Origin of the sequence: Halomonas sp. HMF6819 (genome assembly GCF_044335525.1) — a bacterium.
In the GTDB taxonomy this organism is placed as follows: domain Bacteria; phylum Pseudomonadota; class Gammaproteobacteria; order Pseudomonadales; family Halomonadaceae; genus Vreelandella.
The window spans coordinates 92,791-115,869 of the sequence record NZ_JBIQVY010000007.1 but is presented as its reverse complement, the minus strand read 5'-3'; the positions used below and the strand labels follow the sequence as shown (position 1 = coordinate 115,869).

General features: G+C 63.6%; 21 protein-coding genes. 2 read left to right on the top strand and 19 right to left on the bottom strand.

Translation table 11 applies throughout. The features are described 5' to 3' along the window. Positions 1–73: 73 nt before the first annotated feature. A complete protein-coding gene (locus tag ACGLWX_RS16790; protein WP_396241433.1) occupies positions 74–529 on the bottom strand; it encodes an META domain-containing protein in 456 nt (151 codons plus the stop codon). Positions 530–541: 12 nt separating this feature from the next. Next, positions 542–982, bottom strand: coding sequence for a lactoylglutathione lyase (gene gloA / locus ACGLWX_RS16785; protein WP_252109530.1), 441 nt, complete (start codon positions 980–982; stop codon positions 542–544). A 206-nt stretch (positions 983–1,188) separates the two neighbouring features. Between gloA and ACGLWX_RS16780 the strand changes: the two genes are divergently transcribed. Beyond that, a complete protein-coding gene (locus tag ACGLWX_RS16780) occupies positions 1,189–2,280 on the top strand; it encodes a metal-dependent hydrolase (RefSeq protein WP_396241431.1) in 1,092 nt (363 codons plus the stop codon). Here ACGLWX_RS16780 and ACGLWX_RS16775 read toward each other — a convergent pair. The 8 genes from ACGLWX_RS16775 to rho form a co-directional block, all read right to left on the bottom strand. Continuing rightward, entirely contained in the window at positions 2,277–2,996 is a 720-nt protein-coding gene (locus ACGLWX_RS16775) for an MliC family protein (RefSeq protein ID WP_396241429.1), read from the bottom strand. The two genes, ACGLWX_RS16780 and ACGLWX_RS16775, sit on opposite strands and share 4 nt — an antisense overlap. 82 nt (positions 2,997–3,078) lie before the next feature. Then, the gene (locus tag ACGLWX_RS16770; RefSeq protein ID WP_396241427.1) at positions 3,079–3,585 is read right to left on the bottom strand and encodes a DUF3087 family protein; all 507 of its coding nucleotides are present in this window, start codon (positions 3,583–3,585) and stop codon (positions 3,079–3,081) included. A gap of 125 nt (positions 3,586–3,710) precedes the next feature. Further along, positions 3,711–4,808 carry a lactonase family protein gene (locus ACGLWX_RS16765; RefSeq protein ID WP_396241425.1) on the bottom strand — a complete coding sequence of 366 codons (1,098 nt, stop codon included), beginning with the start codon at positions 4,806–4,808 and terminating at the stop codon, positions 3,711–3,713. Positions 4,809–5,056: 248 nt separating this feature from the next. Then, positions 5,057–6,118 carry a 3-deoxy-7-phosphoheptulonate synthase gene (locus tag ACGLWX_RS16760; RefSeq protein ID WP_396241423.1) on the bottom strand — a complete coding sequence of 354 codons (1,062 nt, stop codon included), beginning with the start codon at positions 6,116–6,118 and terminating at the stop codon, positions 5,057–5,059. Positions 6,119–6,122: 4 nt separating this feature from the next. After that, positions 6,123–6,275 carry a hypothetical protein gene (locus ACGLWX_RS16755; protein ID WP_396241421.1) on the bottom strand — a complete coding sequence of 51 codons (153 nt, stop codon included), beginning with the start codon at positions 6,273–6,275 and terminating at the stop codon, positions 6,123–6,125. 390 nt (positions 6,276–6,665) lie between these two features. After that, entirely contained in the window at positions 6,666–7,457 is a 792-nt protein-coding gene (locus tag ACGLWX_RS16750; protein ID WP_396241419.1) for an NAD(P)H-flavin reductase, read from the bottom strand. A 77-nt stretch (positions 7,458–7,534) separates the two neighbouring features. Further along, positions 7,535–9,028, bottom strand: a complete 1,494-nt coding sequence (ubiD, locus tag ACGLWX_RS16745) for a 4-hydroxy-3-polyprenylbenzoate decarboxylase (RefSeq protein WP_396241417.1) — start codon at positions 9,026–9,028, stop codon at positions 7,535–7,537. A gap of 87 nt (positions 9,029–9,115) precedes the next feature. Next, positions 9,116–10,375: a transcription termination factor Rho gene (rho, locus tag ACGLWX_RS16740; protein ID WP_396241415.1), complete on the bottom strand. Its 1,260-nt coding sequence runs from the start codon at positions 10,373–10,375 to the stop codon at positions 9,116–9,118. A 449-nt stretch (positions 10,376–10,824) separates the two neighbouring features. Here rho and ppx point away from each other — a divergent pair, with 449 nt between their 5' ends. Continuing rightward, positions 10,825–12,360: an exopolyphosphatase gene (gene ppx / locus ACGLWX_RS16735; RefSeq protein WP_396241413.1), complete on the top strand. Its 1,536-nt coding sequence runs from the start codon at positions 10,825–10,827 to the stop codon at positions 12,358–12,360. Here ppx and tilS read toward each other — a convergent pair. The 9 genes from tilS to ACGLWX_RS16690 all read right to left on the bottom strand — a co-directional run bounded on the left by tilS (position 12,346) and on the right by ACGLWX_RS16690 (position 23,017). Continuing rightward, positions 12,346–13,629 carry a tRNA lysidine(34) synthetase TilS gene (gene tilS / locus ACGLWX_RS16730; RefSeq protein ID WP_396241411.1) on the bottom strand — a complete coding sequence of 428 codons (1,284 nt, stop codon included), beginning with the start codon at positions 13,627–13,629 and terminating at the stop codon, positions 12,346–12,348. The genes ppx and tilS overlap by 15 nt on opposite strands. Beyond that, positions 13,610–14,566 (bottom strand): acetyl-CoA carboxylase carboxyltransferase subunit alpha, encoded by a 957-nt coding sequence (locus ACGLWX_RS16725; protein ID WP_252109519.1) that lies wholly within the window; start codon positions 14,564–14,566, stop codon positions 13,610–13,612. The genes tilS and ACGLWX_RS16725 overlap by 20 nt, the downstream gene beginning before the upstream one ends. Positions 14,567–14,685: 119 nt before the next feature. Further along, positions 14,686–18,195 carry a DNA polymerase III subunit alpha gene (dnaE, locus tag ACGLWX_RS16720; protein WP_252109518.1) on the bottom strand — a complete coding sequence of 1,170 codons (3,510 nt, stop codon included), beginning with the start codon at positions 18,193–18,195 and terminating at the stop codon, positions 14,686–14,688. A gap of 31 nt (positions 18,196–18,226) precedes the next feature. Beyond that, on the bottom strand, positions 18,227–18,847 hold the full coding sequence (rnhB, locus tag ACGLWX_RS16715; RefSeq protein WP_396241409.1) for a ribonuclease HII: 621 nt from the start codon (positions 18,845–18,847) through the stop codon (positions 18,227–18,229). After that, a complete protein-coding gene (gene lpxB, locus ACGLWX_RS16710; protein ID WP_396241407.1) occupies positions 18,840–20,021 on the bottom strand; it encodes a lipid-A-disaccharide synthase in 1,182 nt (393 codons plus the stop codon). The genes rnhB and lpxB overlap by 8 nt, the downstream gene beginning before the upstream one ends. A 66-nt stretch (positions 20,022–20,087) precedes the next feature. Next, positions 20,088–20,855 carry an acyl-ACP--UDP-N-acetylglucosamine O-acyltransferase gene (gene lpxA, locus ACGLWX_RS16705; protein WP_252109515.1) on the bottom strand — a complete coding sequence of 256 codons (768 nt, stop codon included), beginning with the start codon at positions 20,853–20,855 and terminating at the stop codon, positions 20,088–20,090. Beyond that, complete coding sequence (gene fabZ, locus ACGLWX_RS16700) at positions 20,852–21,295, bottom strand: 3-hydroxyacyl-ACP dehydratase FabZ (protein WP_252109514.1); 444 nt, start codon at positions 21,293–21,295, stop codon at positions 20,852–20,854. Before fabZ ends, lpxA begins: the two co-directional genes overlap by 4 nt. Before the next feature lie 135 nt (positions 21,296–21,430). After that, a complete protein-coding gene (gene lpxD / locus ACGLWX_RS16695) occupies positions 21,431–22,468 on the bottom strand; it encodes a UDP-3-O-(3-hydroxymyristoyl)glucosamine N-acyltransferase (RefSeq protein ID WP_396241405.1) in 1,038 nt (345 codons plus the stop codon). 51 nt (positions 22,469–22,519) lie between these two features. Further along, positions 22,520–23,017 carry an OmpH family outer membrane protein gene (locus ACGLWX_RS16690; RefSeq protein WP_396241403.1) on the bottom strand — a complete coding sequence of 166 codons (498 nt, stop codon included), beginning with the start codon at positions 23,015–23,017 and terminating at the stop codon, positions 22,520–22,522. Positions 23,018–23,079: the final 62 nt, after the last annotated feature.

The following is a 23,079-nucleotide window of genomic DNA, read 5'->3' as shown; positions in this document are numbered from 1 at the left end:
CGCCGCGCCTTCACTACTTCGTGCCTGGCACGCATTTATATCTGACGCCAAAACGTCGGCGACCCGGTCGGCGTTAGTTACCCTTGCGCCAGCCGCCCAGCACGCGGCTGTCCGGGCCAAAAAAGACCACCCGGTCGTGATCGATCAGATAGCGGTAGGCGGTTTCGAGCATGCCGGTCACTCGGCGGGCGTCCTCGAGCTCGGCGCAGCCCATGCGCGTGGTGGAGAGCTCGCCCACCTCGATGCGCTGGCTCTCACCGAGGCTCACGCTGCCCTGAAAGTTGTTGCAGCCGTCGCTTCCGGTAATGCGCCCGTCGCGGCCAATCTGGAAAAACGCCGTTTGCGGCATCGACAGGCGCTCGTCGGTCCCCATCAGCAGTAGATTCCAGCGCGTGCCGACCAGCGGGCCCGACAGCGTTTTGCCGCTAGCGACCGGCGCCGGCCCGCCCTGTTGAACGGGGCCACTGCTACACGCGCTCAAAAGCAGCGCCGCGCTGACGGCAAGCGCGCCAATAACATGTTTTTTCACCGATAACGTCCTTTACCAGCTGCCGCTATTGTCCATGGAAGCCCAAGGCTCCTGGGGCTCGAAGGCGTCCCCTTTTTGCAAAAGCTCGATGGAGATGCCGTCCGGGGATTTAACGAACGCCATGTGGCCGTCGCGCGGCGGGCGGTTGATGGTGACCCCGGCGTTTTGCAGCCGCTCGCAGGTCGCATAGATATCGTCGACGCGAAAAGCCAGGTGGCCAAAGTTGCGCCCGCCCGAGTACTCCTCCGGGTCCCAGTTATAGGTGAGCTCGAGCTCCGGGGCGCTCAGGCGCTCGCTGCGCCCCACGTCGTCTCGCGCCGCCAGAAAGATCAGCGTAAAGCGGCCCTTTTCGCTCTCCTTGCGGCGCACTTCTTCGAGCCCCAGCAAATCACAGTAGAAGTGAAGCGAGGCATCGATATCGCTGATGCGTACCATGGTGTGTAGAAACTGCATTAGATTCCCTCCTTCGAGCACGAAACGTAGAAACGATAACGGGAACAGAATAGCGGCGATTGGGCAATTCATGAAGCGGCACCGCACTTTTCATTGAGCGCGCATCATGCAAACGCCTATCAAAACAAGAAACCGTGCAGCACGGCGGCGCGATGCTACGCTTAAGCTTTTTTTAACCGGCCTCTCGAGGCCAGAAAGGAAACCCCGTGGATTCGATTACGCAGGCGGCGCTGGGCGCCGCGGTGGGTGGCGCCGTCATGGGCCGACGCCTTGGCCGCAAGGCGGTGGTGGTCGGTGCGCTTTTAGGCACTCTGCCGGATTTGGACGTTGCGCTGGACTACGGCGATGCGATCGCCAACGTCACCGAGCACCGGGGGTTCAGCCACTCGCTGTTCGTGCTGACGGGCCTTGGAACGCTGCTTGCTCTTGTATGCCGCTACGCGCTGCCGGGGCGAGCATCGCTTGCCCGCTGGTGGTGTTTTTTCACGTTGATTTTGGTCACTCACCCGCTGCTCGACTCGCTCACCACCTACGGCACGCAGCTTCTCTGGCCGCTGGATAGGCCGCCCGCCGCCTGGCCGGTCGTGTTCATCATCGACCCGCTCTACAGCCTGGCGCTGCTGGGCGGTCTGGTTGCCGCCTGCGTCTCGCGCCGAGTGGTGCGCTACTGCGCGTTCGGCCTTGCGCTGTCGTGTGCCTATCTGTTGATGGCGGCGGGCATGAAGTGGTCGATCGAGATGCGCCTGGCGCCGGCGCTCGAGGCGCGCGGGCTCGACGATGCGCCGCTGATCGTGCAACCCACGCCGTTCAACATTCTGCTGTGGCGCGCCACGGCCATCGAGGGAGAGCGCTATTATGAGGGCCTAGTGAGCGTGTTCGACGACGAGGACGCCCCGCGCGTCGAGGCGTTCCAGCGCCAGCGCGCGCCGCTCGAGGAGGTAGCGCTGTCCGGCGCGCTGGGCCAGCGCCTCACCTGGTTCAGCGGCGCGTTTTTGCGCTATGAGCGCCAATCGATCGACGGCGTCGAAACGCTCGTCGCCACCGACCTGCGCCTGGGCTTTCCGGGCTTTCACCCGTTCAATTTCACCCTGGCCACGCGCCAGAACGGCGAGTGGCAGGCGGTGCCTGAAAGTGAACAGCTCCCATCCGAGCGCGGGCTTAACGCACAGACTCTGTCGCGCCTGGCTGCCCGCATCGCAGGCAACGAAGGCGCGCTGTGCGCCAGCGACTTCATCGAGCGCACCTGGCGCGTTGCCGGTGAAACCTACGCCTGCCGGCCCAAGCGGCTGGCGGATTAGTTTGGCGCGATGCCCTGGCCACACCCGCTGTACTGCTCGCCCTGGTAGGTGAGCGTGACGCGGGCCGGGTACGGGGCACGGCTGGTCTTGTCGAAACAGGCGCCGGCGTCGATGCGCACGCGGAAAAACGGCGCCACGTCGGCGCTTTCCAGCACCACCCGGCCGGCGTCGTTATCCAGCGTGCTGATCATGTAGGTCAGGCGCGTTGGCGGGTTTTCGCCGGTTTGAACGCTCAGGGTCGGCGTATCGTGGGCAAGCGTGAGCGCCCAGGCCGGCGCCGTACCAACGCCTTTGAACATCACGCCGGGGTTGTCGGCCCGGGTCATCGCCTGGCGCTCGCCGCCGGCGTCACAGGCGAGCTGGCCGCGGGGCGTTTCGACCCGCGCGGTGTCGCCGCGCTCCCAAAAGCTGATCTCGCCGTTTTGATAGCGCGCGCCGCTGGCCACCACCGCCTGGGGCAGGCGCCAAGCGCCGTGCAGCGACCAGAGCCTCAGCACCTGGTCGTTGTCCGCACTGATCAAATCCTGGTTGGCGGGCTGGCAGTGCCAGGCCCTGAAGCGCTCGGCGCTACCGGGGAAAAGCGACGACGGCAGCAGCGGCGCGGCGTTGTTCGCCACTGGGCGCTGCGGCTGGCTGTCAGGCGACGTCGCACAACCGACAAGCCATAGCCCCAGACAAGCGGCGCCGAGCGCCTTGAGCGGTGTTGAATCGAGCATGAAAGTTCCCTGTAACGCTTTTTTAGTAAAGGCTAATTTTTAGCAAGGACCGAGTTCGGAAAAACTCGTTTTAAAAGGGAGACTAGCGGCGCGTAAATGCACTCAAATCGTGAGGATCGAAGGCCGTCACGCGATCCGGTAGCGCCAGCGCCTGACGGTGCTCCAGTACGCGCTCTTTTTGTGCCACGCGCGCAGGATCCGGCGCTTTACCGTTGAGCGCGGCCACCTGGTCCACGCCTTCGTGGTAGAAACTTAAAATATCGAGGGCGGCGCGATTGTCCTCTTTAACCGCGCGCTCGAGCGACGCTTGGTAGCCCTGAATACGCGAAAGATGATTTTTAAGCTGCCAGACGTAGCTGATTTCGCCCATCCACGGCCGCTCCTTGAGGCCGGCAAAGAGTGCGCTGGTGGCCAAAAGCCCCAGCGCGATTCCCAGACCGTGAGCCCAAAGGCTACTTTCCATCACCGAGCTCAGCAGCAGCGAAAACAGCATACTGAAAATAATCAGCTGGCCGACCATCATCACGCTGATCATGCGCGCCTTGCGCCGGTAGCGCTGCGGGTCTTGCTCTTGAAGGGTAAAGGCCATGACCATCTCCGTTAAATAGCCACCATCATAAGAGAGTGGCCACGGCATACAAGTCATGGCGTGATCTTCTTTTTTTGGGGCGATTCAATCGCCCCCCCGTTCAACGATCGTGGCGGCCAGCGGTATCAGTCGAAGGAGACGATCTCTACCCAGTTGGCGTTTTTACCGGTAGGCGCGTCGTCGACCAGAGTAAGCTCGCCGTTGTCAGGGTCGATCCGGTAAAGGCCGACGCTGTCGTCGAGCTGCCCGGTGACGACCATGTAGCGACCCGAATCGTCGATTTGGAACCCGCGAGGCTGACGCTCTACCTGGAGATGGTTCAGGTAGGTGAGCTCGCCGGTCTCGGGGTTGGCCTCGAACGTACTGATGACGCTGCTGGTTCGCTCGGAGGTGTACACGTAGCGCCCGTTCGGGGTGACCTGAATATCGGCGGCCCAGATGCGCGGCGTATCATCGCCCTCGGGTATCGTTTCACGCGCAACGCCCTGGGCGAGATTCAGCGAATCCGCAATGCCCGGCTCGACCGATACCTGAGTCAGGGTGCCTTTCCCGGCATCAAACGCGTAGGTCGTAACGGCCCCCGAAAATTCGCCGAGCACGTAGACGTAGCGACCGTTGGGAGAAAAGACGAAGTGACGCGGGCCGGTGTTGGCCGGCGCATCGGCGGCGCCGGGGTCGTTCAAATCCAGTTGCCCGGTCTCGGCGTTGAAGCGAAATTGCGCGAGCCGGTCATCCCCCAGATTGGAGGCAAAGGCGTAACGGTTGTCCGGCGAGGCGTGCATGGCGTGGGCATTGCGGCCGGTTTCGACGGTTTGCTGCGCGTCCTTTACGACGCCGTTTTCATCGATGGGGCTGACGCTGACAAGGTTGTCGGAATAGGAGGCGGAAAACAGATATGCCCCGCTCTGGTCGGTATCGATGTTGGGCATGCTGGCAGGCAAGGAGCCGCTGCCCTGCTGGGTCAGCTTTCCCGTTTCCCTGTCGATTCGATACGTCAGCACCCGGTAGGGCTCACTGCGTATGGACGCGTACAAGTAGTGCCGATCGGGGCTGATCGCCATGGGCATGACGCTGTCGCCGGCGGTGGTCGTGTCCAGCGGCTCCAGCGTACCCGCCGCGCGGTCCAGGGTGTAGCTTGTAATCACGCCGTCGTCGGCATTGGAGACATAGACGTAGGTTGTCGCCTGAGCCGCCAGGCTTGCCCCGAGAAGTGTCGCGCCCATCAGTAAAATCCCTGCCATTTTAGTTGTTTGGTACATGAGTTGTCCGCTGCATGATGAGTATCGATGATTCTTCAAGCAATAGGTATTACATCGTACATCCTGTTCAATGTAATAGGTTTCCACTACCCAACAACTAGACCAACGGCGTACGGCCGCTTTCAGGTGTTCAAAAAGCAACTACCGCTGCTCCGCGTCGAACACGACGCGGAGCAGCGGGCTTTAAGGTATCGAGGCGTTGGTCGGTAGCGTCAGGCCAGCCGTTCGGCAGCGGTTTTCAAAAGGTGCTCGGTGGTGTCCCAGCCCACACAGGCATCGGTGATCGAGACGCCGTAGCGCATCGCGCCGGGGCTTAGCGCCTGCTTGCCTTCGAACAGGTGGCTTTCGAGCATCAGCGCGACCAGGTTCGCCTCGCCGGCGCGGCGCTGGTCGAGTACGTCGAGCATCACCTCACTCTGGCGGCGGTGATCCTTACGCGCGTTGGCGTGGCTGCAGTCGACCATCAGGCGCGGATTCTGCCCTGCGGCCTGCAGGGCCTGGATCGCCTGGCGCACGTGGCCGGATTGATAGTTGGGCTCACCGTGGCCGCCGCGCAGCACGACGTGGGTGTGCGGATTGCCGGCGCTTTGGCGCATGATCGGGCGGCCCTGAGCGTTCTGGGCGAAGCGCTGATGCGGGTGGGCGGCGGCCTGCATCGCGTCGATCGCCACCTGTACGTCGCCGCTGGTCGCGTTTTTGAAGCCCACCCCAGCGCGCAGATCGCTGGCAAGCTCCCGGTGAAGCTGGCACTCGGTGGTGCGCGCGCCGATCGCCACCCAGCTCAACAGATCCTCCAGGTACGGCGCGAGCATCGGCTGCAAAAGCTCGGTGGCCACCGGCAAGCCCCGGGAGGCAACGGCGTGCATCAGCTCCCGCGAGCGGGTCACTCCTTTGGCCATATCGCCGACGCCGTTCAAATCCGGGTCGTAGGCCAGCCCCTTCCAACCCACGGTGGTGCGCGGCTTCTCGACGTAGACGCGCATCACCGGAAGCACGTGTTCGCTGATCTCGTCGCTGAGCGCGGCGAGGCGGTCGGCGTACTCGAGCGCGGCATCCGGGTCGTGGATCGAGCAGGGCCCGACCACCACCAGCAGGCGAGAATCCTCCCCGCTCAGGATGCGCTGGACCGCCTGGCGCTGGCTTGTGAGGCGGTTGGCGAGTGCGGCATCGACGTGGATGCGCTCCAAAAGCTCGCTGGGCAGCGGCAGGGGCGCGGCGCCTTTTTCGGCGGCGGCGGGTTGGGCGGTGCGGGTCATCGTTACTGGCGCGTTCATGGCGTTATCTCACGGTCAAGGGACATCGGTCGTTCAAGGGGCCACCCAAACGCGCCCGGTCGGAGGTGGCTACCTGCACCGACCGCGCGCCGCTAAATCGCCAGGCCTGGTAATAACCCGAATAGAGAGCGATAAAAGCGTCGTTGTAAGCGGTCATGGTGTCTCTCCTTGAAACGTTACGTGAGTCCGGTTTTATAACCGTGTAAAAACGCAAAAGCCCCGGCGGGTGTCCCGCCGGGGCTTTTGCTGTCGGCAGGCAACCTAGAAGGTATGCCTGCTGGGTTGGCTAGTCGCGAGCCCAGGGCACACCGGATCCAAACCAATAAAAGCCATAGCCAAACGCGCACGCGAAAACACCCGCCGCGCGAGGCAGCGAAAGCGTTGTCAGTGAGCGAGGTGATAGCGTCATGGTGGTATCCGGTGTGTTATCCAATGGGGCAAACCAGCGTTATGGCTTTATCCTGCCTGCCAAACCCGTCGATGGCAATACTCTTTGCGCATCGAATATCGCTTGTGCCTCGAATATCGCTTGTGCAACGAATGTCGGTTAGCGCGTCGGGCGCGGGGCGTAGGCGAACACATCCGAATAAAGCCTGTCAGGCGCTGCGCCGTGGGCCTCGAGCACGTCGACGCAGGCGTAGACCATGCCCGGCGAGCCGGAGAGATAGATATCGCACTCGTTGACCGCCACCGGCTCGCCTTCGATGGCCAGGGTCGGCAGCGCGCGCTCGAGCACCTCGGTGATGCGCCCCTGAAAGTGGGCGATGCGCGGCGCGTCGGTCAGCGGTTTGTCGAGCTCGAGCTCGGTGACGGCGTGGAAATGGACGTTGTCGAAACGCGCCGCCCAGTCGCTGGCCAGCTGTTCGGCGTAAAGGTCGCGATGCTCGCGCGCCGCCCACCAGATGAACACGGGGCGTGCAGGCTGCGCATCAAGCACGGCTTCGACGATCGCTTTCATCTGGGCGAACCCGGTACCGGCGGCGATCAACAGGAGCGCGCGCTCGCTTTGCACATCGAGCACGCACTCACCGCCGGGCAGTCGGATGGTGAGTTCGCCGGAGAGGGTGAGCAGTTCGCGCAGCCGGGCGGAGTTCTCCCGCTCCGGGCGATGCTGGATGTGCAGCTCGATCACGCCGTCGCCGCGCCCGTGGCTGGCAATAGAGAACGGCACCCAGGTGGACTCGTCGAGCTTGAGCTCAAGATACTGGCCCGGCAGGTGACTGATCGCGTCCGGGTCGCCCTCGAGCGTCACCCCGAGCACGTCCGGGTTGAGCGCTCGAACGTCGGTGATCCGGCAGGTGATCGCTTCCCGCGTGGGGGTCTGGGTGCTCGTGCTCATGAATGCCTCTTGTGAAAACTCAACGCTTCTAAATCTGGCGCTTTTAAAACCTTGAATAAAATTCTGAAACGCCCAAATTAACCGTGGCGCGAAGGCGGGCGCTCGATACCGATCCCCAGCGACTCCCAGCGCTCGTCGACCCGGGCCTTCACCGCATCGTCCATGACGATCGGCGTGCCCCACTCGCGGTCGGTTTCGCCGGGCCACTTGTTGGTGGCGTCGAGCCCCATCTTCGAGCCAAGTCCCGAGACCGGCGAAGCGAAATCCAGATAGTCGATCGGCGTGTTCTCGACCATGACGGTATCGCGGGCCGGGTCCATACGCGTGGTGATCGCCCACATCACGTCTTCCCAGTTGCGCGCGTCGACGTCGTCGTCGAGCACGATCACGAACTTGGTATACATGAACTGGCGCAAAAAGCTCCATACCCCCATCATCACGCGCTTGGCATGGCCGGGGTACTGCTTTTTCATCGTCACCACCGCCATGCGGTAGGAGCACCCTTCCGGCGGCAGGTAGAAGTCGACGATTTCGGGAAACTGCTTGTGCAGAATGGGCACGAATACTTCGTTGAGCGCCACGCCCAGGATCGCCGGCTCGTCCGGCGGGCGGCCGGTGTAGGTCGAGTGGTAGATCGCATCGCGCCTTTGGGTCATACGCGTCACGGTGAAGACCGGGAAGGTGTCCACCTCGTTGTAATAGCCGGTGTGATCGCCATAGGGGCCTTCCGGCGCCATATCGTCCGGGTAGATAAAGCCTTCCAGGATAATCTCGGCGGAGGCCGGCACTTCGAGATCCGCGTGCTGACACGCCACGAGCTCGGTGCGCGAGCCGCGTAAAAGCCCGGCAAACGCGTACTCGGAGAGCGAATCCGGAATCGGCGTGACCGCGCCCAGAATGGTCGCCGGGTCGGCGCCGAGCGCCACGGCCACAGGGAAAGGCTCGCCCGGATGCGCTTTCTGAAACTCCTGAAAGTCCAGCGCCCCGCCCCGGTGCGACAGCCAGCGCATGATCAGCCGGTTCTTGCCGATCTTCTGCTGGCGGTAGATCCCCAGGTTCTGGCGCTTTTTATGCGGCCCTTTGGTGATGACCAGCGGCCAGGTGACCAGCGGGGCGGCGTCGCCGGGCCAGCAGTGCTGAATCGGCAGCTGGTCCAAATCGACCTCGTCGCCTTCAAACACGACTTCCTGCACCGGGGCGCGTTTGACGGTTTTCGGTCCCATGCTCAGCACCTGCTTGAAGATGGGAAGCTTCTCCCAGGCATCCTTCAGGCCCTTGGGCGGGTCCGGCTCTTTCAAAAACGCCAGGAGCTTGCCGACTTCGCGCAGCGCCTCGACGGACTCCTGGCCCATGCCCAGCGCTACCCGCGTGGGGGTGCCGAACAGGTTGCCCAGAAGCGGCATATCGTGGCCCTTGACGTTCTCGAACAGTAGCGCTGGGCCGCCGGCGCGCAGGGTGCGATCGCAGATCTCGGTGATCTCCAGGTACGGGTCGACCTCTGCCTGGATCCGCTTGAGCTCACCGCGCGCCTCGAGCGCCTTGATGAAATCGCGCAAGTCGTTATATTTCAAACCCTTCCCCCGTATTATCGCCTTGACGAGCTATTGCCTTGACGAGCTATCGCCTTGCCGGGCTATCGCTTTGTCGAACACCTGCGCCTAGCGGCGCTTCATCGCCTCAAAAAACTCGATGTTGGTCTTGGTGTCCTTCAAGCGGTCGACCAAAAACTCCGTCGCGGCGGTGTCTTCCATCGGGTTCAGGAGCTTGCGCAGAATCCACATGCGCTGCATTTCGTCTTCCGAGGCCAAAAGATCCTCGCGGCGCGTGCCGCTACGGCGGATGTTGATCGCCGGGAAAACGCGCTTTTCGGCAAGCTTACGGTCGAGGTGCGCTTCCATGTTGCCGGTACCCTTGAACTCCTCGAAGATCACTTCGTCCATCTTGGAGCCGGTATCGACCAGGGCCGTGGCGATAATCGTGAGGCTGCCGCCCTCTTCGATGTTACGCGCCGCACCAAAGAAGCGTTTGGGCTTTTCGAGCGCGTGGGCGTCGACACCGCCGGTCAGCACCTTGCCGGAGCTCGGCACCACGGTGTTGTAAGCGCGCGCCAGGCGGGTGATGGAGTCGAGCAGGATCACCACGTCCTTTTTGTGCTCGACCAGCCGCTTGGCTTTCTCGATCACCATCTCGGCGACCTGTACGTGGCGGGCCGGCGGCTCGTCAAAGGTCGAGGCGACCACTTCGCCGCGCACGGTGCGCGCCATTTCGGTCACTTCTTCCGGGCGCTCGTCGATCAACAGCACGATCAGATGACACTCGGGGCTGTTGCGCGTGATCGAGGTGGCGATATTTTGCAGCATCAGCGTTTTACCGGCTTTCGGCGGCGATACCAGAAGGCCCCGCTGCCCCTTGCCGATCGGCGCGGTCAAATCGATGATGCGCGCGGTCAAGTCTTCGGTGGAGCCGTTGCCGATCTCCATGCGCAGACGATCGTTCGGGAACAGCGGCGTCAGGTTCTCGAAGAGAATCTTGTGCTTGGCATTTTCCGGGCGATCGAAGTTGATCTGACTGACTTTCAACAGCGCGAAGTAGCGTTCGCCCTCTTTCGGCGGACGGATCTTGCCGGAGATCGAGTCGCCCTTACGCAGGTTGAAGCGACGAATCTGTGACGGCGACACGTAGATGTCGTCCGGTCCGGCGAGATAGGAGCTGTCGGCGCTGCGCAGAAAGCCAAAGCCGTCCTGGAGAATTTCCAGCACACCGTCGCCGTAGATATCCTCACCGCTCTTGGCGTGCTTTTTGAGGATAGCGAAGATGATGTCCTGCTTGCGCGAACGAGCCAGGTTGTCGATCCCCATTTCGCGGGCGATATCGAGCAGCTCGGGAACGGATTTTTGCTTGAGTTCAGTGAGATTCATCGGTGTGTAAGAACGTTGCTCATGAAAGCCAGGCGACGGGCGCCGGGAATAAGACAGGAGGCGTAGTAAGTCCGCCCAGTGGTGCGTTCAGGTCCCGCTAGACAAGTCAAACGGCGGCAAACCCGGCTTTATAGCGCAGGGGCTGCTTGACTCGAAGGTTCGTGGAAGCTGCTTTGTGATCCGCTCAAGGAGTGGGCGCGATCAACGGGTTCTGACGACTTGGAAATCAGGCCAGTTGGAAGTTTCCGGGTGGACGTGAGGCGACGCCTGTCGAGTCACTCCTGTCGATTCGCCGTGCGTTTGGATCAACGCGTCGAGATCGACAGGCCAGCCGGGAGCAGGCCAGTAGCTCGATGGTAGTCAAGCGCCGGCCTAAACGCAAGCCCCGGGCAATTGACAACGGCTGGCCGGCGACGCAACCTTGCCTTAGCCCATAGGAAGGAACGCTCATGTTAAAGGACACCTCGCTCGCCGAGCCCGACGCCGCCCCCGCCGTTGAGAGCTCGCAGCCAACCCGGCTCGCCGCCATCGATCTTGGCTCGAACAGCTTCCACCTGCTGGTGGCCAACTACGTCAACGAGCGTCTTCAGGTGGTCGCGCGGCTGGGCGAAAAGGTGCAGCTGGCGGCGGGGCTCGACGATAGCGGCTATCTCGAAGAGGCAGCCATGCAGCGCGCGCTCGAGTGTCTGGCCCGCTTTGCCCCTTTTCTTAGCGATATCGACGCCGCCAACCTGCGTATCGTCGGCACCAACGCACTGCGCGACGCCCACAACAGCCAGGACTTCATCGACCAGGCCGAAGCGCAGCTCGGCCACGCCATCGAGATCATCGCCGGGCGCGAAGAGGCGCGGCTTATCTACCTGGGCGCGGCCCACGCGCTGGCGGAAAACGGTCGCCGGCTGATCGTCGATATCGGCGGCGGCTCCACCGAGCTGATCATCGGCGAAGATTTCGAGCCCAAGGCACTCGAAAGCCTGCGCATGGGCTGTGTGACCTACACGAGCCGCTACTTTCCCGACGGCGAGCTAAGCGAGAAGCGCATGCGCCGGGCGGAGCTCGCGGCACTTTCCGAGCTTGCCAACATTCAGCGCCCCTATCAAAAGCTCGGCTGGGTTGATCCGGTCGGCTCGAGCGGCACCATCAAGGCCGCCGCCAGCGTGCTCCACGCCTACGGCGATACGCCTCAGGAGGGCATGATCACCCGCGCGGGGCTCAAGAAGCTACGCGAGCGGCTGATCAAGTGCAAGCATCTGGATAAGGTCGCGCTCGATGGCCTCAAGGAGGATCGCGCCCGGGTCTTCCCCGCTGGCATCGCGATCCTGAGCGCGATTTTTGAAGCGTTTGACCTCAAGGAGATGCGCTTCGCCGACGGCGCGCTGCGCGAGGGTGTGCTGTTCGACATGGCCGGGCGCAACACCGCCGAGGACATTCGCGCCAGCACGCTGGCCAACCTGCAGCATATCTATGATGTCGACCTGCGCCAGGCCGATAACGTGGCCCACACCGCGCGGGCGCTGTTCGAACAGGTCAGCCGCGCCTGGCGGCTCACCCCGGAGCAGGGCCATTTTCTGGAGTGGGCGTGCCTGGTGCACGAGATCGGCCTTGCGATCTCCCACAGCCAGTTTCATCGCCACGGCGCGTATTTGCTCGAGCACTCGGATCTGGCCGGCTTTTCGCGTCCGGAGCAGCAGCTTCTGGCGCAGCTCGTTCGCGCCCACCGGCGCAAGTTTCCCATCAAGGAGTGGCAGTCGCTGCCCGCAGCGCAGCGCGACGCCTGCACGAAGCTCGCGCGCCTTTTGCGCCTGGCGGTGCTGCTCAACCACTCGCGCCCGGAAGAGCCCCCGGCCACGCCGACCATCACCGCCAGCGAGCAGACGCTCACCGTGACGCTGCCGGCAAGCGACGAACCCACCCTTTTGAGTACCGATTTAGAGCAGGAGCAGGCCGCGCTTCAGGCCGCTGGCTTCTCGCTAAAACTCATCTAGTGCGGTCACCGTGACATCGCGGGCCTGAAACATTACTCGCTCAGGCCCGTCGAGTGCCGCCAGACAGCGCTCTGCCTCTATCACCACGATCACGCCGCCACGCTGCCAGGGCGGCAACCCCGCCTCCTGCAACAAACGCTTGAGATCGCGCCGCCCGCGCTTGGCCAGGTCGATCACCTCGCCGCCCTGGCGAAAGCGCAGCGTCACCCGCCGCGCCGGGCACAGACTAATCCGAAGGGGTCCCAGCGGCGTGGCGATGGCCTCCTCACCGTTCCAGCTCGTTTGCCATGCCGGCAGCGCCTGGCACGGTGCCATCAGATAGAGCCCGCCGCGCCAGCGCCGCGCCTCGGCCCCGGGCCAACGGATGTGAACCCGGGCATCGTCGTCGGCGCCGAGCTGCTCGAGCAGACTCTCTAAACGCGCTGCCGGCGGCGTGGGAAGTTCGAGCGTCTGGCACAGCGTGCGGATCAACAGCCGCTGGCGGGCGGGAGAGTGCGCGCGAAGCCCGTCGACCTCGAGACAGCCCGGCCCGCGGTAAAGCGCCTTGAGATCCTCTGCGGCGTACTCGTAAAGCAGCGCGTCGGCCTCGCCGGCAAGCCGCGCGCTGCGCGCCAGCATCCTGGGCCCACTCGCGCCCAGCGCCGGCAGCACGCGGTGGCGAAGCCGGTTACGCGCAAGCGCAAGATCGTCGTTGGTCGGGTCGTCGCACCAATCAAGCGCGTGCGCTCTAGCGGCGGCTTCGAGCTCGGCGCGCGGCCGGTCGAGCCAAGGGCGCACCAGCGTACGGCCCCGCCACTGACGCCTTTCAGGCATGCCCGCCAGCCCCCGTACGCCGCTGCCTCTGAGCGCGCCGAGCAAAAAGGTTTCGGCCTGATCGTTTTGGTGCTGGGCGAGCCAGAGCGTATCGCCTTTCGGTACAAAGGCGTCGAACGCCTGGTAGCGGGCGTTACGGGCGGCGGCCTCCAGACCCTCGCCGTTGAGCGTGACGTCCACACGGCCCACCTCTAAAGCCACGCCGAGCGAGGTGCAGAGCGTGCGGCAGTGCGACTCGAAATCCCCGGCGGCGGCCTGCAGACCGTGGTTGACGTGTAGCGCCGCAAGCGGACGCCCGGCGCGCTGGCATACGCCGGCAGCCAGGGTGAGCAGCAGCGTGGAATCGAGCCCGCCGGAGAGCGCCACCCAAACAGAGCGCCCCGGCGCGGTGTGCGCCAGGGCGTCGTTCAACAGCCGTTCAAGCGGGGTAAGCGGCTCAGGCGGCCGGGGCGCCATAGCTCATGAGGCGCTCGTAACGGCGCTCCAACAGCGAATCGGTATCCATGCGCTCCAAGCGCTCCAGGCTCTCGCCCAGCGCCTGTTTGATGCGCTCGGCGGTGGTGACCGGGTGGCGATGGGCGCCGCCCAGCGGCTCCTTGATCAGCTCGTCGACGAAACCGAGCTCTTTCAGGCGCTCGGCGGTAATGCCCATGGCCTGAGCGGCCTCGGAGGCCTTCTCGGCGCTTTTCCAGAGAATCGAGGCGCAGCCTTCCGGCGAGATCACCGAGTAGGTGGAGTACTGCAGCATGTGCAGCTCGTCGCATACGCCGATCGCCAGCGCCCCGCCGGAGCCACCCTCGCCCACCACCGTGGAGATGATCGGCGTTTTAAGGCGCGACATCACCGCCAGGTTATAGGCGATCGCCTCGGATTGCCCGCGCTCCTCGGCGTCGATGCCGGGGTAGGCGCCGGGGGTGTCGATGAAGGTCAGCACCGGCATCTTGAAGCGCTCGGCCATCTCCATCAGTCGGCACGCCTTGCGGTAGCCTTCCGGGCGCGGCATGCCGAAGTTGCGGCGCACCTTCTCTTTCACGTCGCGCCCTTTTTGATGGCCGATCACCATTACCGGGGCGTCGTTGAGACGCGCCACGCCGCCGACCAGCGCGGGATCATCGGCGAAGTTGCGATCGCCGTGAAGCTCGTCGAAGTCGGTGAAAATCGACTCGAAGTAGTCCAGCGGATAGGGGCGCTGCGGATGGCGCGAAATCTGCGACACCTGCCAGGGCGTCAAATCCTTGAAGATCGACTCGGTCAGCTTGCGGCTTTTCTCTTCGAGCCGGGTAATTTCGTCGGACAAATTGACCTGGTTGTCGGAGCTTACCAAGCGCAGCTCCTCAATTTTCGCCTGAAGCTCTGCTATGGGCTGTTCAAAATCGAGATAGTTGGGATTCATCGGCTCTGCCTGTAAGCGTCCTGTGAAAAGAAGCTTGAGTGAAAATGGTGTGATGAAAATATCGTTAAACGTGCATTATCGCACCCTAACCGGCGCGCGCAAGGCGCGCGCGCCAAACGTTACCGGTAGCGCAGCTGAATACCGACTTGGCCTTCGACGTCGCGAAGCGTCTGCAGCAGGTCGTCGCTGGGCGTCACGCTCCAGCTTTGATCGAGCGCCAGCCACCCGGTGGCCTCATCATGGCGGTAGTGAAGATGCACCGGAAGCCCGGTCTCGTCGCGATACGGGCTCAAACAGTCGCGCAGGCTTTCGACCAGCCGGCCGTTGATTTTACTCGCGTCCAGCGCGATCTCCACGCCCTGGCCGTACTTGAGCCTGGCCGCTACCATCGGTGTGACCTCCTTGCCGCGAAGCTTGAGCCCGCCGGAGAAGTCATCGCTGGAGACGTCGCCTTCGACGATCAGCACCTGCCCGTCGAGGCTCTGGCCTCGAAGCTGCTCGAAAAGCTCACCAAAAATCGAGGCCTCGATGCGCCCGGTACGATCATCGAGGGTCACGAAGGCCATGGTGTCGCCGCGCTTGGACTTCATGGTGCGCATGGCGACCACCAGCCCCGCGACACGCTGGGGCTCCCAGGAGGGCTTGAGCTCGCTGATGCGCGTGGAAACGAAGCGCTTGAGCTCGCGCTCGTACTCGTCGATCGGGTGGCCGGTGAGGTAGAGCCCGAGGGTATCCTTCTCGCCGGCCAGGCGCTCACGATCCGACCACTCCCGGGCGTGGCGGTACTCGGCGTAAACATCAGACGCCTCTTCCTCCTCGGCCGGGGCGAAGGCGTCGCCGAACATGTCGAGCATCCCCAGGTTCTGGTTGGCGTGGCTCTGCGCCGCCGCCTTGAGCGCGTCTTCCATGGCGGCGAACAGCACCGCCCGGTTGGGGCCAAGGTTATCAAGTGCCCCTGAGCGAATCAGCGCCTCGAGGGTGCGCTTGTTCATTCGTTTGGGGTCGATGCGCCGGCAAAAGTCGAACAGATCCTTAAACGCCCCGCCCTCCTCGCGCGCGGCAACGATCGCGCCGATCGGGCCCTCGCCCACCCCGCGGATCGCTCCGAGCCCGTATACCACGCGGGCCTCTACATCGACGGTGAACTTGTAGCCGCCCACGTTGACGTCCGGCGGCGTCACGGTGAGCTTCAAGTTGCGGCACTCCTCGATCAGCGGCACCACCTTGTCGAGGTTGTCCATTTCGGTGGACATCACCGCGGCCATGAACGGGCCCGGGTAGTGCGCCTTGAGCCAGGCGGTCTGGTAAGAGACCAGCGCGTAGGCCGCCGAGTGCGACTTGTTGAAGCCGTAGCCGGCGAACTTCTCCACCAGGTCGAAGATGTTGCCCGCCAAGTCCTTGTCGATGCCGTTGGCCGCGCACCCATCCATGAAGCCGGCGCGCTGCTTGGCCATCTCCTCGGGTTTTTTCTTGCCCATCGCCCGGCGCAGCATGTCGGCCTGGCCAAGGCTGTAACCCGCCATCACCTGGGCGATCTGCATGACCTGCTCCTGGTACAGGATGATGCCGTAGGTGGGCGAAAGCACCGGTTTCAACAGCTCGTGCTGGTAATCCGGGTGTGGATAAGAGACTTCGGCGCGGCCGTGCTTACGGTTGATGAAGTCATCCACCATCCCGGACTGCAGCGGCCCCGGGCGGAAAAGCGCCACCAGGGCGATCATGTCGTCGAGCGAATCCGGCAGCAGGCGCTTGATCAGCTCCTTCATGCCGCGGGATTCGAGCTGGAACACCGCCGTGGTCTCGGCGCGCTTCAACATCTCATAAGTTTTGCCGTCATCGAGCGGGATGGCGTCGATATTGAGCGGCCCCTGGCCTGCGGCATCGCGCACCTTGTCGACCATCTCCAGCGCCCAGTCGATGATCGTCAGCGTCCGCAGGCCCAAAAAGTCGAACTTGACCAGCCCCGCCTCTTCGATGTCGTTCTTGTCGAACTGGACGACCAGCCCCGAGCCGTCCTCGTCGCACAGAAGCGGCGAGAAGTCGGTGAGCTTTGTCGGGGCGATGACCACGCCGCCGGCGTGCTTGCCGGTGCCGCGGGTGGTGCCCTCGAGCTTGAGCGCCATCTCCCAGATCTCTTCGGCTTCCTCGTCGGTGTCGATGAACTCCTTGAGCGCCGGCTCCTGCTCGATCGCCTTGCCAAGCGTCATGCCTACTTCGAACGGAATGAGCTTGGAGAGCTTGTCACCAAGCGAATAGGGGCGGCCTTGGGCACGGGCGACATCGCGCACTACCGCCTTGGCGGCCATGGTGCCGAAGGTGACGATCTGCGACACCGCGTTACGCCCGTAGCGGTCCGCCACGTACTCGATCACCCGGTCGCGCTTCTCCATGCAGAAGTCGACGTCGAAGTCGGGCATCGATACCCGCTCCGGGTTCAGAAAGCGCTCGAACAGCAGGTCGTAGCCGATGGGGTCGAGATCGGTGATCTTCTGCGCGTAGGCCACGAGCGACCCCGCACCGGAGCCTCGCCCCGGGCCGACCGGCACGTCGTTGTCCTTGGCCCACTGGATGAAGTCCATCACGATCAAAAAGTAGCCGGGAAAGCCCATCTGGATGATGACGTTGAGCTCGAACTCCAACCGCTCGCGGTAGCGCGCGTCGATCTCCTTGTACTCGTCGCTGTCGCGCGGGTAGCGGTCGACGGGAAACAGAAAGTCGAGGCGCTCGGTCAGCCCGTCGTGGGAGACCTTTCTGAAGAACTCGTCTTGGGTCATGCCCTCGGGAATGCCGAACTCGGGCAGAAATATTTCGCCCAAGCGCACGTTGACGCTACAGCGCCTTGCGATCATGACGCTATTTTCGAGCGCCTCGGGAATATCCGAGAAGAGCTCGGCCATCTCTTCCGGGCTTTTTAGATACTGCTCCTCGGTATAGCGGCGCTCGCGGCGGGGGTCGTCGAGCGCCTTGCCCTCGCCAATGGCGACCCGCGTCTCGTGCGCCCAGAAGTCGTCGCGCTCCAGAAAGCGCACGTCGTTGGTCGCCACCACCGGCGTACCGGTCTCGACGGCAAGCTTAACGCTTGCGTGAACACAGGCCTCTTCCAGCGAGCGCCCGGTGCGGATGAGTTCGAGATAGAAACGATTGGGGAAGGCGCTCTGCCACTCGTCGAGCAGCGCCCGCGCCTCGCGCTCGTGATCGCTCAGAAGGTGGCGACCGATATCGCCTTCGCGGCCGCCGGAGAGCGCGATCAGCCCTTCGCTCTGCGCGAGTACCCAGCGCTTGTCGAGAATCGCGCGGCCCTGGCGCTGGCCGTCGCTCCAACCCTTCGAGATCAGCTCGGTGAGATTGCGATAGCCGACGTCGTTCATCGCCAACAGCGTAATGCGGTACGGGTGCGCCTCGTCGTGCGGGTTGGCGAGCCACAGGTCACTGCCGATGATCGGCTTCAGCCCCGCCCCTTGGGCGGCCTTGTAGAACTTCACCAGCCCGAACAAGTTCGTCTCGTCGGTCAGCGCCAGCGCCGGCATGTTGCGATCAGAGGTCGTGCTGACCAGCGACTTGAGCTTCACCAGGCCGTCGACCAGGGAGTATTCGCTGTGCACCCGAAGGTGAACGAAAGGAGACGTCATAAGAGGTTCACCGCTAAATAGATGAATGTGCTTAGGCCGGCGCCTGCTGGCGCCTGACCGGCCCAAAGCTTTGTCGATGCTCGAAAAGCGGCCCGTGCTCGGCGAGCGCCGCAAGATGCTCTTTGGTCGGGTAGCCCTTGTGACGGGCGAAGCCGTACTGCGGGTAGCGCGCGTCGAGGGTGAGCATTTGAGCGTCGCGGGCCACCTTGGCGAGAATCGACGCCGCGGCGATGGCCGCGTGGCGGGCATCGCCCTTCACCACCGCCTGGCCGGGAAGCGCGTGACCGGGCAAACGGTTGCCGTCCACCAGCAGATACTGTGCCTGTGGGGCGAGTCCGTCAATCGCCCGGCGCATGGCCAGGTGCGTGGCGTGAAAAATATTGAGTTGATCGATTTCCGCCGGGCTCGACTCGGCGATACAAAACGAAAGCGCGCGCTCGCGGATGAGCACATCCAACGCCTCGCGCTTTTTGGCGCTGAGGGTCTTGGAATCCCCCAGCCCCTCGATCGGCCGAGCCGGGTCGAGGATCGCCGCCGCGGCGACGACGCTGCCCACCAGCGGCCCGCGCCCGACCTCGTCCACGCCGGCCAGCAGCGTGCCGGCGTAGGGAATGACGAGCGGCGGATGATCGGCACTAGACGTTTTAGCCATGAGTCTCCTCGTCGGTATCGGGCAGGGCCACGCCTTTAACAACGGCTTCGATCACGCGCGCCGCGCGCTCGCTGGCGCCGCGCTGAAGCGCCGCGTGCATCTGCGCAAAGCGCGCTTCCAGCGCCTGGCGGCCGGGGGCGTCGCTCAACAGCGCATCGAGCCTTGCGACGATCGCCTCGCTTGTGGCCTCGTCCTGAATGAGCTCAGTCACCAGGCCTTCCTGAGCGATCAGGTTGGGCAGCGAGATCCAGCGCGTCTTGACCAGCTTTTTGGCGAGCCAGTGGGTCGCCGGGGCCATTTTGTAAGCCACCAGCATCGCCCGGTGGCAAAGCATCGCTTCCAGCGCGGCGGTGCCGGAGGTCAAAAGCACCGCGTCGCTTGCCACCATCGCCTCGCGAGCGCCGCCCAGGCATAGCGTCACCCGACCTTCCAGCGCCGGGTAGCTCGCCAAAAGCAAAGTGAGCTCGTCAAAGCGCGCCTCGGTGGCGGCGGGAATCACCACAGAGAGCGCTTCATGGCGCGCGCAGAGTGTGGCGATGGCCTCCATGAACGTCGCGCCCATAAAGCGGATCTCGTTGGCCCGCGAGCCCGGCAGCACCGCCAGTATTGGGGCATCCGGTGGCAGACCGAGGGCCTTTTTTGCCGCGATACGGTCGTTGACCAGCGGCATTTCGTCGGCCAGCGGGTGGCCGACGAAGGCAACGGGCACCCGATGGCGCGCGTAGAAATCGGCTTCAAAAGGCAAAAACGTCAGCATGGCATCCACGGCGCGGGCGATCTTCTTCACCCGTCCTTGCCGCCAGGCCCAGACCGAGGGGCTGACGTAGTGAGCAGTTTTAATGCCTGCCTGGCGCAGCTTGAGCTCGAGCCCCGTATTGAAATCCGGCGCGTCGATACCGATCATGACGTCCGGCTGCCAAGCGAGTGCCTCCTCGAACAGCGTGCGGCGCACCCGGATGAGCTCGGGCAGATGCTTGAGCACCTCGACCAGCCCCATCACCGAGAGCGTTTCCAGCGGAAAGCGGCTCGCAAGGCCTTCGCGCTGCATGTTGGGCCCGCCGATACCGCGAAATTCGATGCCGGGATGGCGGGCACGCAGCGCGCGCATCAGGCCGGCGCCCAGCTGATCGCCGGAGAGCTCGCCGGCGACGAGGTATACGCGCGCAAGCGTCATGCTCGATCTTCCTGTGGCGTTGAACAAAGCGCGCCGGCCGAGCCGGCCGCGCTTTTTAAATGAGGGCTAGCGAACGATGCCGCGGGTGGAGCGCTCGATCGAGTCGGCAAAGTGGGTGACTTCCGCCAGATCGAAGCGGCTGCGCATCTCTTCGAGCGCCTGCTCAACGGTCAGCCCTTGGCGATACACCAGCTTGTAGGAGGCGGTGAGCGCGCTGATCGCCTCGCGGCTAAAGCCGCGGCGCTTGAGCCCCACCAGGTTGAGTCCGCGCGCCTCGGCGGGGTTGCCGTTGATCATCATGTAGGACGGCGTGTCCTTGGTGATGATCGAGCCGCCGCCGGCCATGGCGTAGTCGCCGAAGTGGCAGAACTGATGCACCGCCGAGAGCCCACCGAGAATCGCGTGGTTGCCAACGGTGACGTGGCCGGCCAGGGTCACCTGATTGGCGAGGATGCAGTCGTCGCCAATCACGCAGTCATGGCCAACGTGGACATAGGCCATGAACAGGTTGCGCGAACCGATGGTGGTTTCACTGCGATCCTGCACGGTGCCGCGGTGAAGAGTCACACCTTCGCGCACGACGTTGTCATCGCCCATCACCAGGCGCGTGGGTTCACCGGCGTACTTCTTGTCCTGGCACTCCTCACCTACGGAGGCGAACTGGAAGATGCGCGTGCGCTTGCCAAGCACCGTTGGCCCCTTGATCACTACGTGGGGGCCGATGACGGAGCCCTCCCCGATCTCGACGTCCGAGCCAATCACCGTGAACGCGCCGACCTCGACGTCATCGGCCAGGCGGGCGGCCGGGTCGACCAGTGCGGTAGGATGTATCAAGTGACCTTCCTCTCGGCACAGATGATTTCCGCCTCGCAGGCGAGCTCTCCATCCACGGTGCCCTGGCAGGCGAATTTCCAGATGCCGCGCTTGCCGCGAATCACATTCGCCTCTAGGCGAAGCTGGTCGCCGGGCATGACCGGGCGTTTGAAACGCACGTTATCGCTACCGACGAGATAATACACGTAGCCGTCAGCGGGTCGCTTGTTGACGGTCTTGAAGCCTAGAATACCGCAAGCTTGGGCCAGCGCCTCGATCACCAGCACGCCAGGCATGATGGGGTGATGAGGGAAGTGGCCGTTGAAGAAGGGCTCGTTGATGCTGACGTTCTTGAACGCGACGATGGATTCGCCCACAGTCAACTGCGTGACTCGATCCACCAGCAAAAACGGGTAGCGGTGGGGCAAGTACTCGCGAATTTCGTTGATATCCATAACCATCGTGACGACCTCGAAAAAGACAAAAAACCCGACTGCGCATCAGGTAAAGGCCGGTACTCCCGCCGGCAAAAGGTGCAAAATTATACCCCTGCACCCGGGTAAAGAACCACCGCTTGGCATCGTTAACCTGACGCCTTACTCACTTCGGTAATTTTTCTCCAGCTTGTTCAACCGCTTGGCGATCTCGTCGAGCTGTTTGAAACGCACGGCGTTTTTGCGCCACTGGGTGTTGTTCATCGCGCCGGTGCCCGAGGAGTAGACGCCAGGCTCGGTGATGGAGTTGGTCACAAGGCTCATGCCGGTGACCTGCACGCCGTCGCAGATAGTGAGGTGCCCGGAGAGCCCGACCCCGCCGCCCAGCATGCAGTGCTTGCCTACCCGGGTGGAGCCGGCGATACCGACACAGCCCGCCAGCGCGCTGTGATCGCCGATGATGACGTTGTGGGCAATCTGGACCTGACTGTCGATCTTGACGTCATTGCCGATCAGCGTGTCGCCCAGCGCCCCGCGGTCGATACTCGAGCAGCTGCCGACTTCGACGTCGTCGCCCAGCACGACCCCACCGAGCTGGGCGATCTTGTGCCAGCCGGCGCCGTCGTGGGCAAACCCAAAGCCGTCGCCGCCGATCACGCAGCCGCTTTGCAGAATCACCCGCTTGCCGATCACGCTGGCGTGGCAAACCGTGACGTTGGCGTGCAGCCGACTACCCTCGCCGATCGCGCTGTCCGCGCCGACGACGCTGCCGGCGCCTATGACGACCCGGTCACCCAGCGTCACGCCGGGCTCGATCACGGCGTTGGCCTGAATCGATACGCCCTCGCCGAGCACCACGTCATCGGCAACGACCGCGGTTGCATGAATGCCGGGCACGTCACGGGCAACGAGCGGGTCGAAAAGCTGGGAAACTTTGGCGTAAGCGAGATACGGGTTTTGCGTTTCGAGCCGGGGCACGGGGCAGTTTTTGCCGTGCTCCGGGTGGAGCAGCACCGCTGCGGCGCGGGTGCTGGCTAAATCCTTGAGGTAGGCGCGATTGGCCAAAAAGGCGATCTGATCGGGCTCGGCCTCCTTGAGCGTCGCCAGCCCTCGAATGGGCTGATCGGCGTCGCCGTCGACGTCGATATCCAAGTGGCGGGCGATATCGGCCAGCGTGATGGTGTGAGAAGCGTGCGTCATGAGAGCCCACAAGTGCGCGGGTGCGGCCACGCCGCACCCCCATCGTTTGGTTTAGAGTGAGTCGAAAATCTGCGTGACTTCGTTGGTGACGTTCGGCAGATCCGTCGAGGAGTGCAGGACGCCCTGAGGCTCGACCAGCACGTCGATGTTGCGCCGCGCCAGTACCTGCTCGACCGCCTGCTCGAGCTTGGCCTCGGCGCTTTGCAAAAACTGCTGTTCGGAGTTTTGCTGGGCCTGGAGCACCTCGCGGCGAAGCTGTTCGAAGCGGCTGCCCTTCTGCTGAAGTTCGCTGATCAGCGCATCGCGCTGGGCCTGACCCATGGTCTCGCCCTCGTTTTGCAGACGCTGCTGAAGCTGCTGAAGTTCGTTACCCAGCGCCTGGGCTTCACGCTGCTGGCTGCCGATTTGGTCTTCCAGCTGGCTCAGCGAGGTTTGCGCAGACTGGGTGTTCATCAACGCAGCGCGCCAGTCGAGTACCGCGACTTCGGCACCATAGGCCGGTAGTGCCATGACCCCGAAAAGACACGCGGCGGCCGTCAATTTACGCATACTCACTCCTTTCTTAAGCTGGCCCGCGCCAAACCGCAGGGGCTCTCCCGGCGGCCGACGAC

What these genes read in the sequence shown, in the direction of transcription:
- fabZ (WP_252109514.1), bottom strand. Translation starts at nt 21,295, where the DNA reads ATGGTTATGGATATCAACGAAATTCGCGAGTACTTGCCCCACCGCTAC.
- ACGLWX_RS16765 (WP_396241425.1), bottom strand. Translation starts at nt 4,808, where the DNA reads ATGGGCGCGACACTTCTCGGGGCAAGCCTGGCGGCTCAGGCGACAACC.
- ACGLWX_RS16725 (WP_252109519.1), bottom strand. Translation starts at nt 14,566, where the DNA reads ATGAATCCCAACTATCTCGATTTTGAACAGCCCATAGCAGAGCTTCAG.
- rho (WP_396241415.1), bottom strand. Translation starts at nt 10,375, where the DNA reads ATGAATCTCACTGAACTCAAGCAAAAATCCGTTCCCGAGCTGCTCGAT.
- dnaE (WP_252109518.1), bottom strand. Translation starts at nt 18,195, where the DNA reads ATGACGTCTCCTTTCGTTCACCTTCGGGTGCACAGCGAATACTCCCTG.
- ACGLWX_RS16770 (WP_396241427.1), bottom strand. Translation starts at nt 3,585, where the DNA reads ATGGCCTTTACCCTTCAAGAGCAAGACCCGCAGCGCTACCGGCGCAAG.
- ACGLWX_RS16755 (WP_396241421.1), bottom strand. Translation starts at nt 6,275, where the DNA reads ATGACCGCTTACAACGACGCTTTTATCGCTCTCTATTCGGGTTATTAC.
- ACGLWX_RS16760 (WP_396241423.1), bottom strand. Translation starts at nt 6,118, where the DNA reads ATGAACGCGCCAGTAACGATGACCCGCACCGCCCAACCCGCCGCCGCC.
- ppx (WP_396241413.1), top strand. Translation starts at nt 10,825, where the DNA reads ATGTTAAAGGACACCTCGCTCGCCGAGCCCGACGCCGCCCCCGCCGTT.
- rnhB (WP_396241409.1), bottom strand. Translation starts at nt 18,847, where the DNA reads ATGGCTAAAACGTCTAGTGCCGATCATCCGCCGCTCGTCATTCCCTAC.
- lpxD (WP_396241405.1), bottom strand. Translation starts at nt 22,468, where the DNA reads ATGACGCACGCTTCTCACACCATCACGCTGGCCGATATCGCCCGCCAC.
- ACGLWX_RS16690 (WP_396241403.1), bottom strand. Translation starts at nt 23,017, where the DNA reads ATGCGTAAATTGACGGCCGCCGCGTGTCTTTTCGGGGTCATGGCACTA.
- lpxB (WP_396241407.1), bottom strand. Translation starts at nt 20,021, where the DNA reads ATGACGCTTGCGCGCGTATACCTCGTCGCCGGCGAGCTCTCCGGCGAT.
- gloA (WP_252109530.1), bottom strand. Translation starts at nt 982, where the DNA reads ATGCAGTTTCTACACACCATGGTACGCATCAGCGATATCGATGCCTCG.
- ACGLWX_RS16775 (WP_396241429.1), bottom strand. Translation starts at nt 2,996, where the DNA reads ATGCTCGATTCAACACCGCTCAAGGCGCTCGGCGCCGCTTGTCTGGGG.
- tilS (WP_396241411.1), bottom strand. Translation starts at nt 13,629, where the DNA reads ATGGCGCCCCGGCCGCCTGAGCCGCTTACCCCGCTTGAACGGCTGTTG.
- ACGLWX_RS16750 (WP_396241419.1), bottom strand. Translation starts at nt 7,457, where the DNA reads ATGAGCACGAGCACCCAGACCCCCACGCGGGAAGCGATCACCTGCCGG.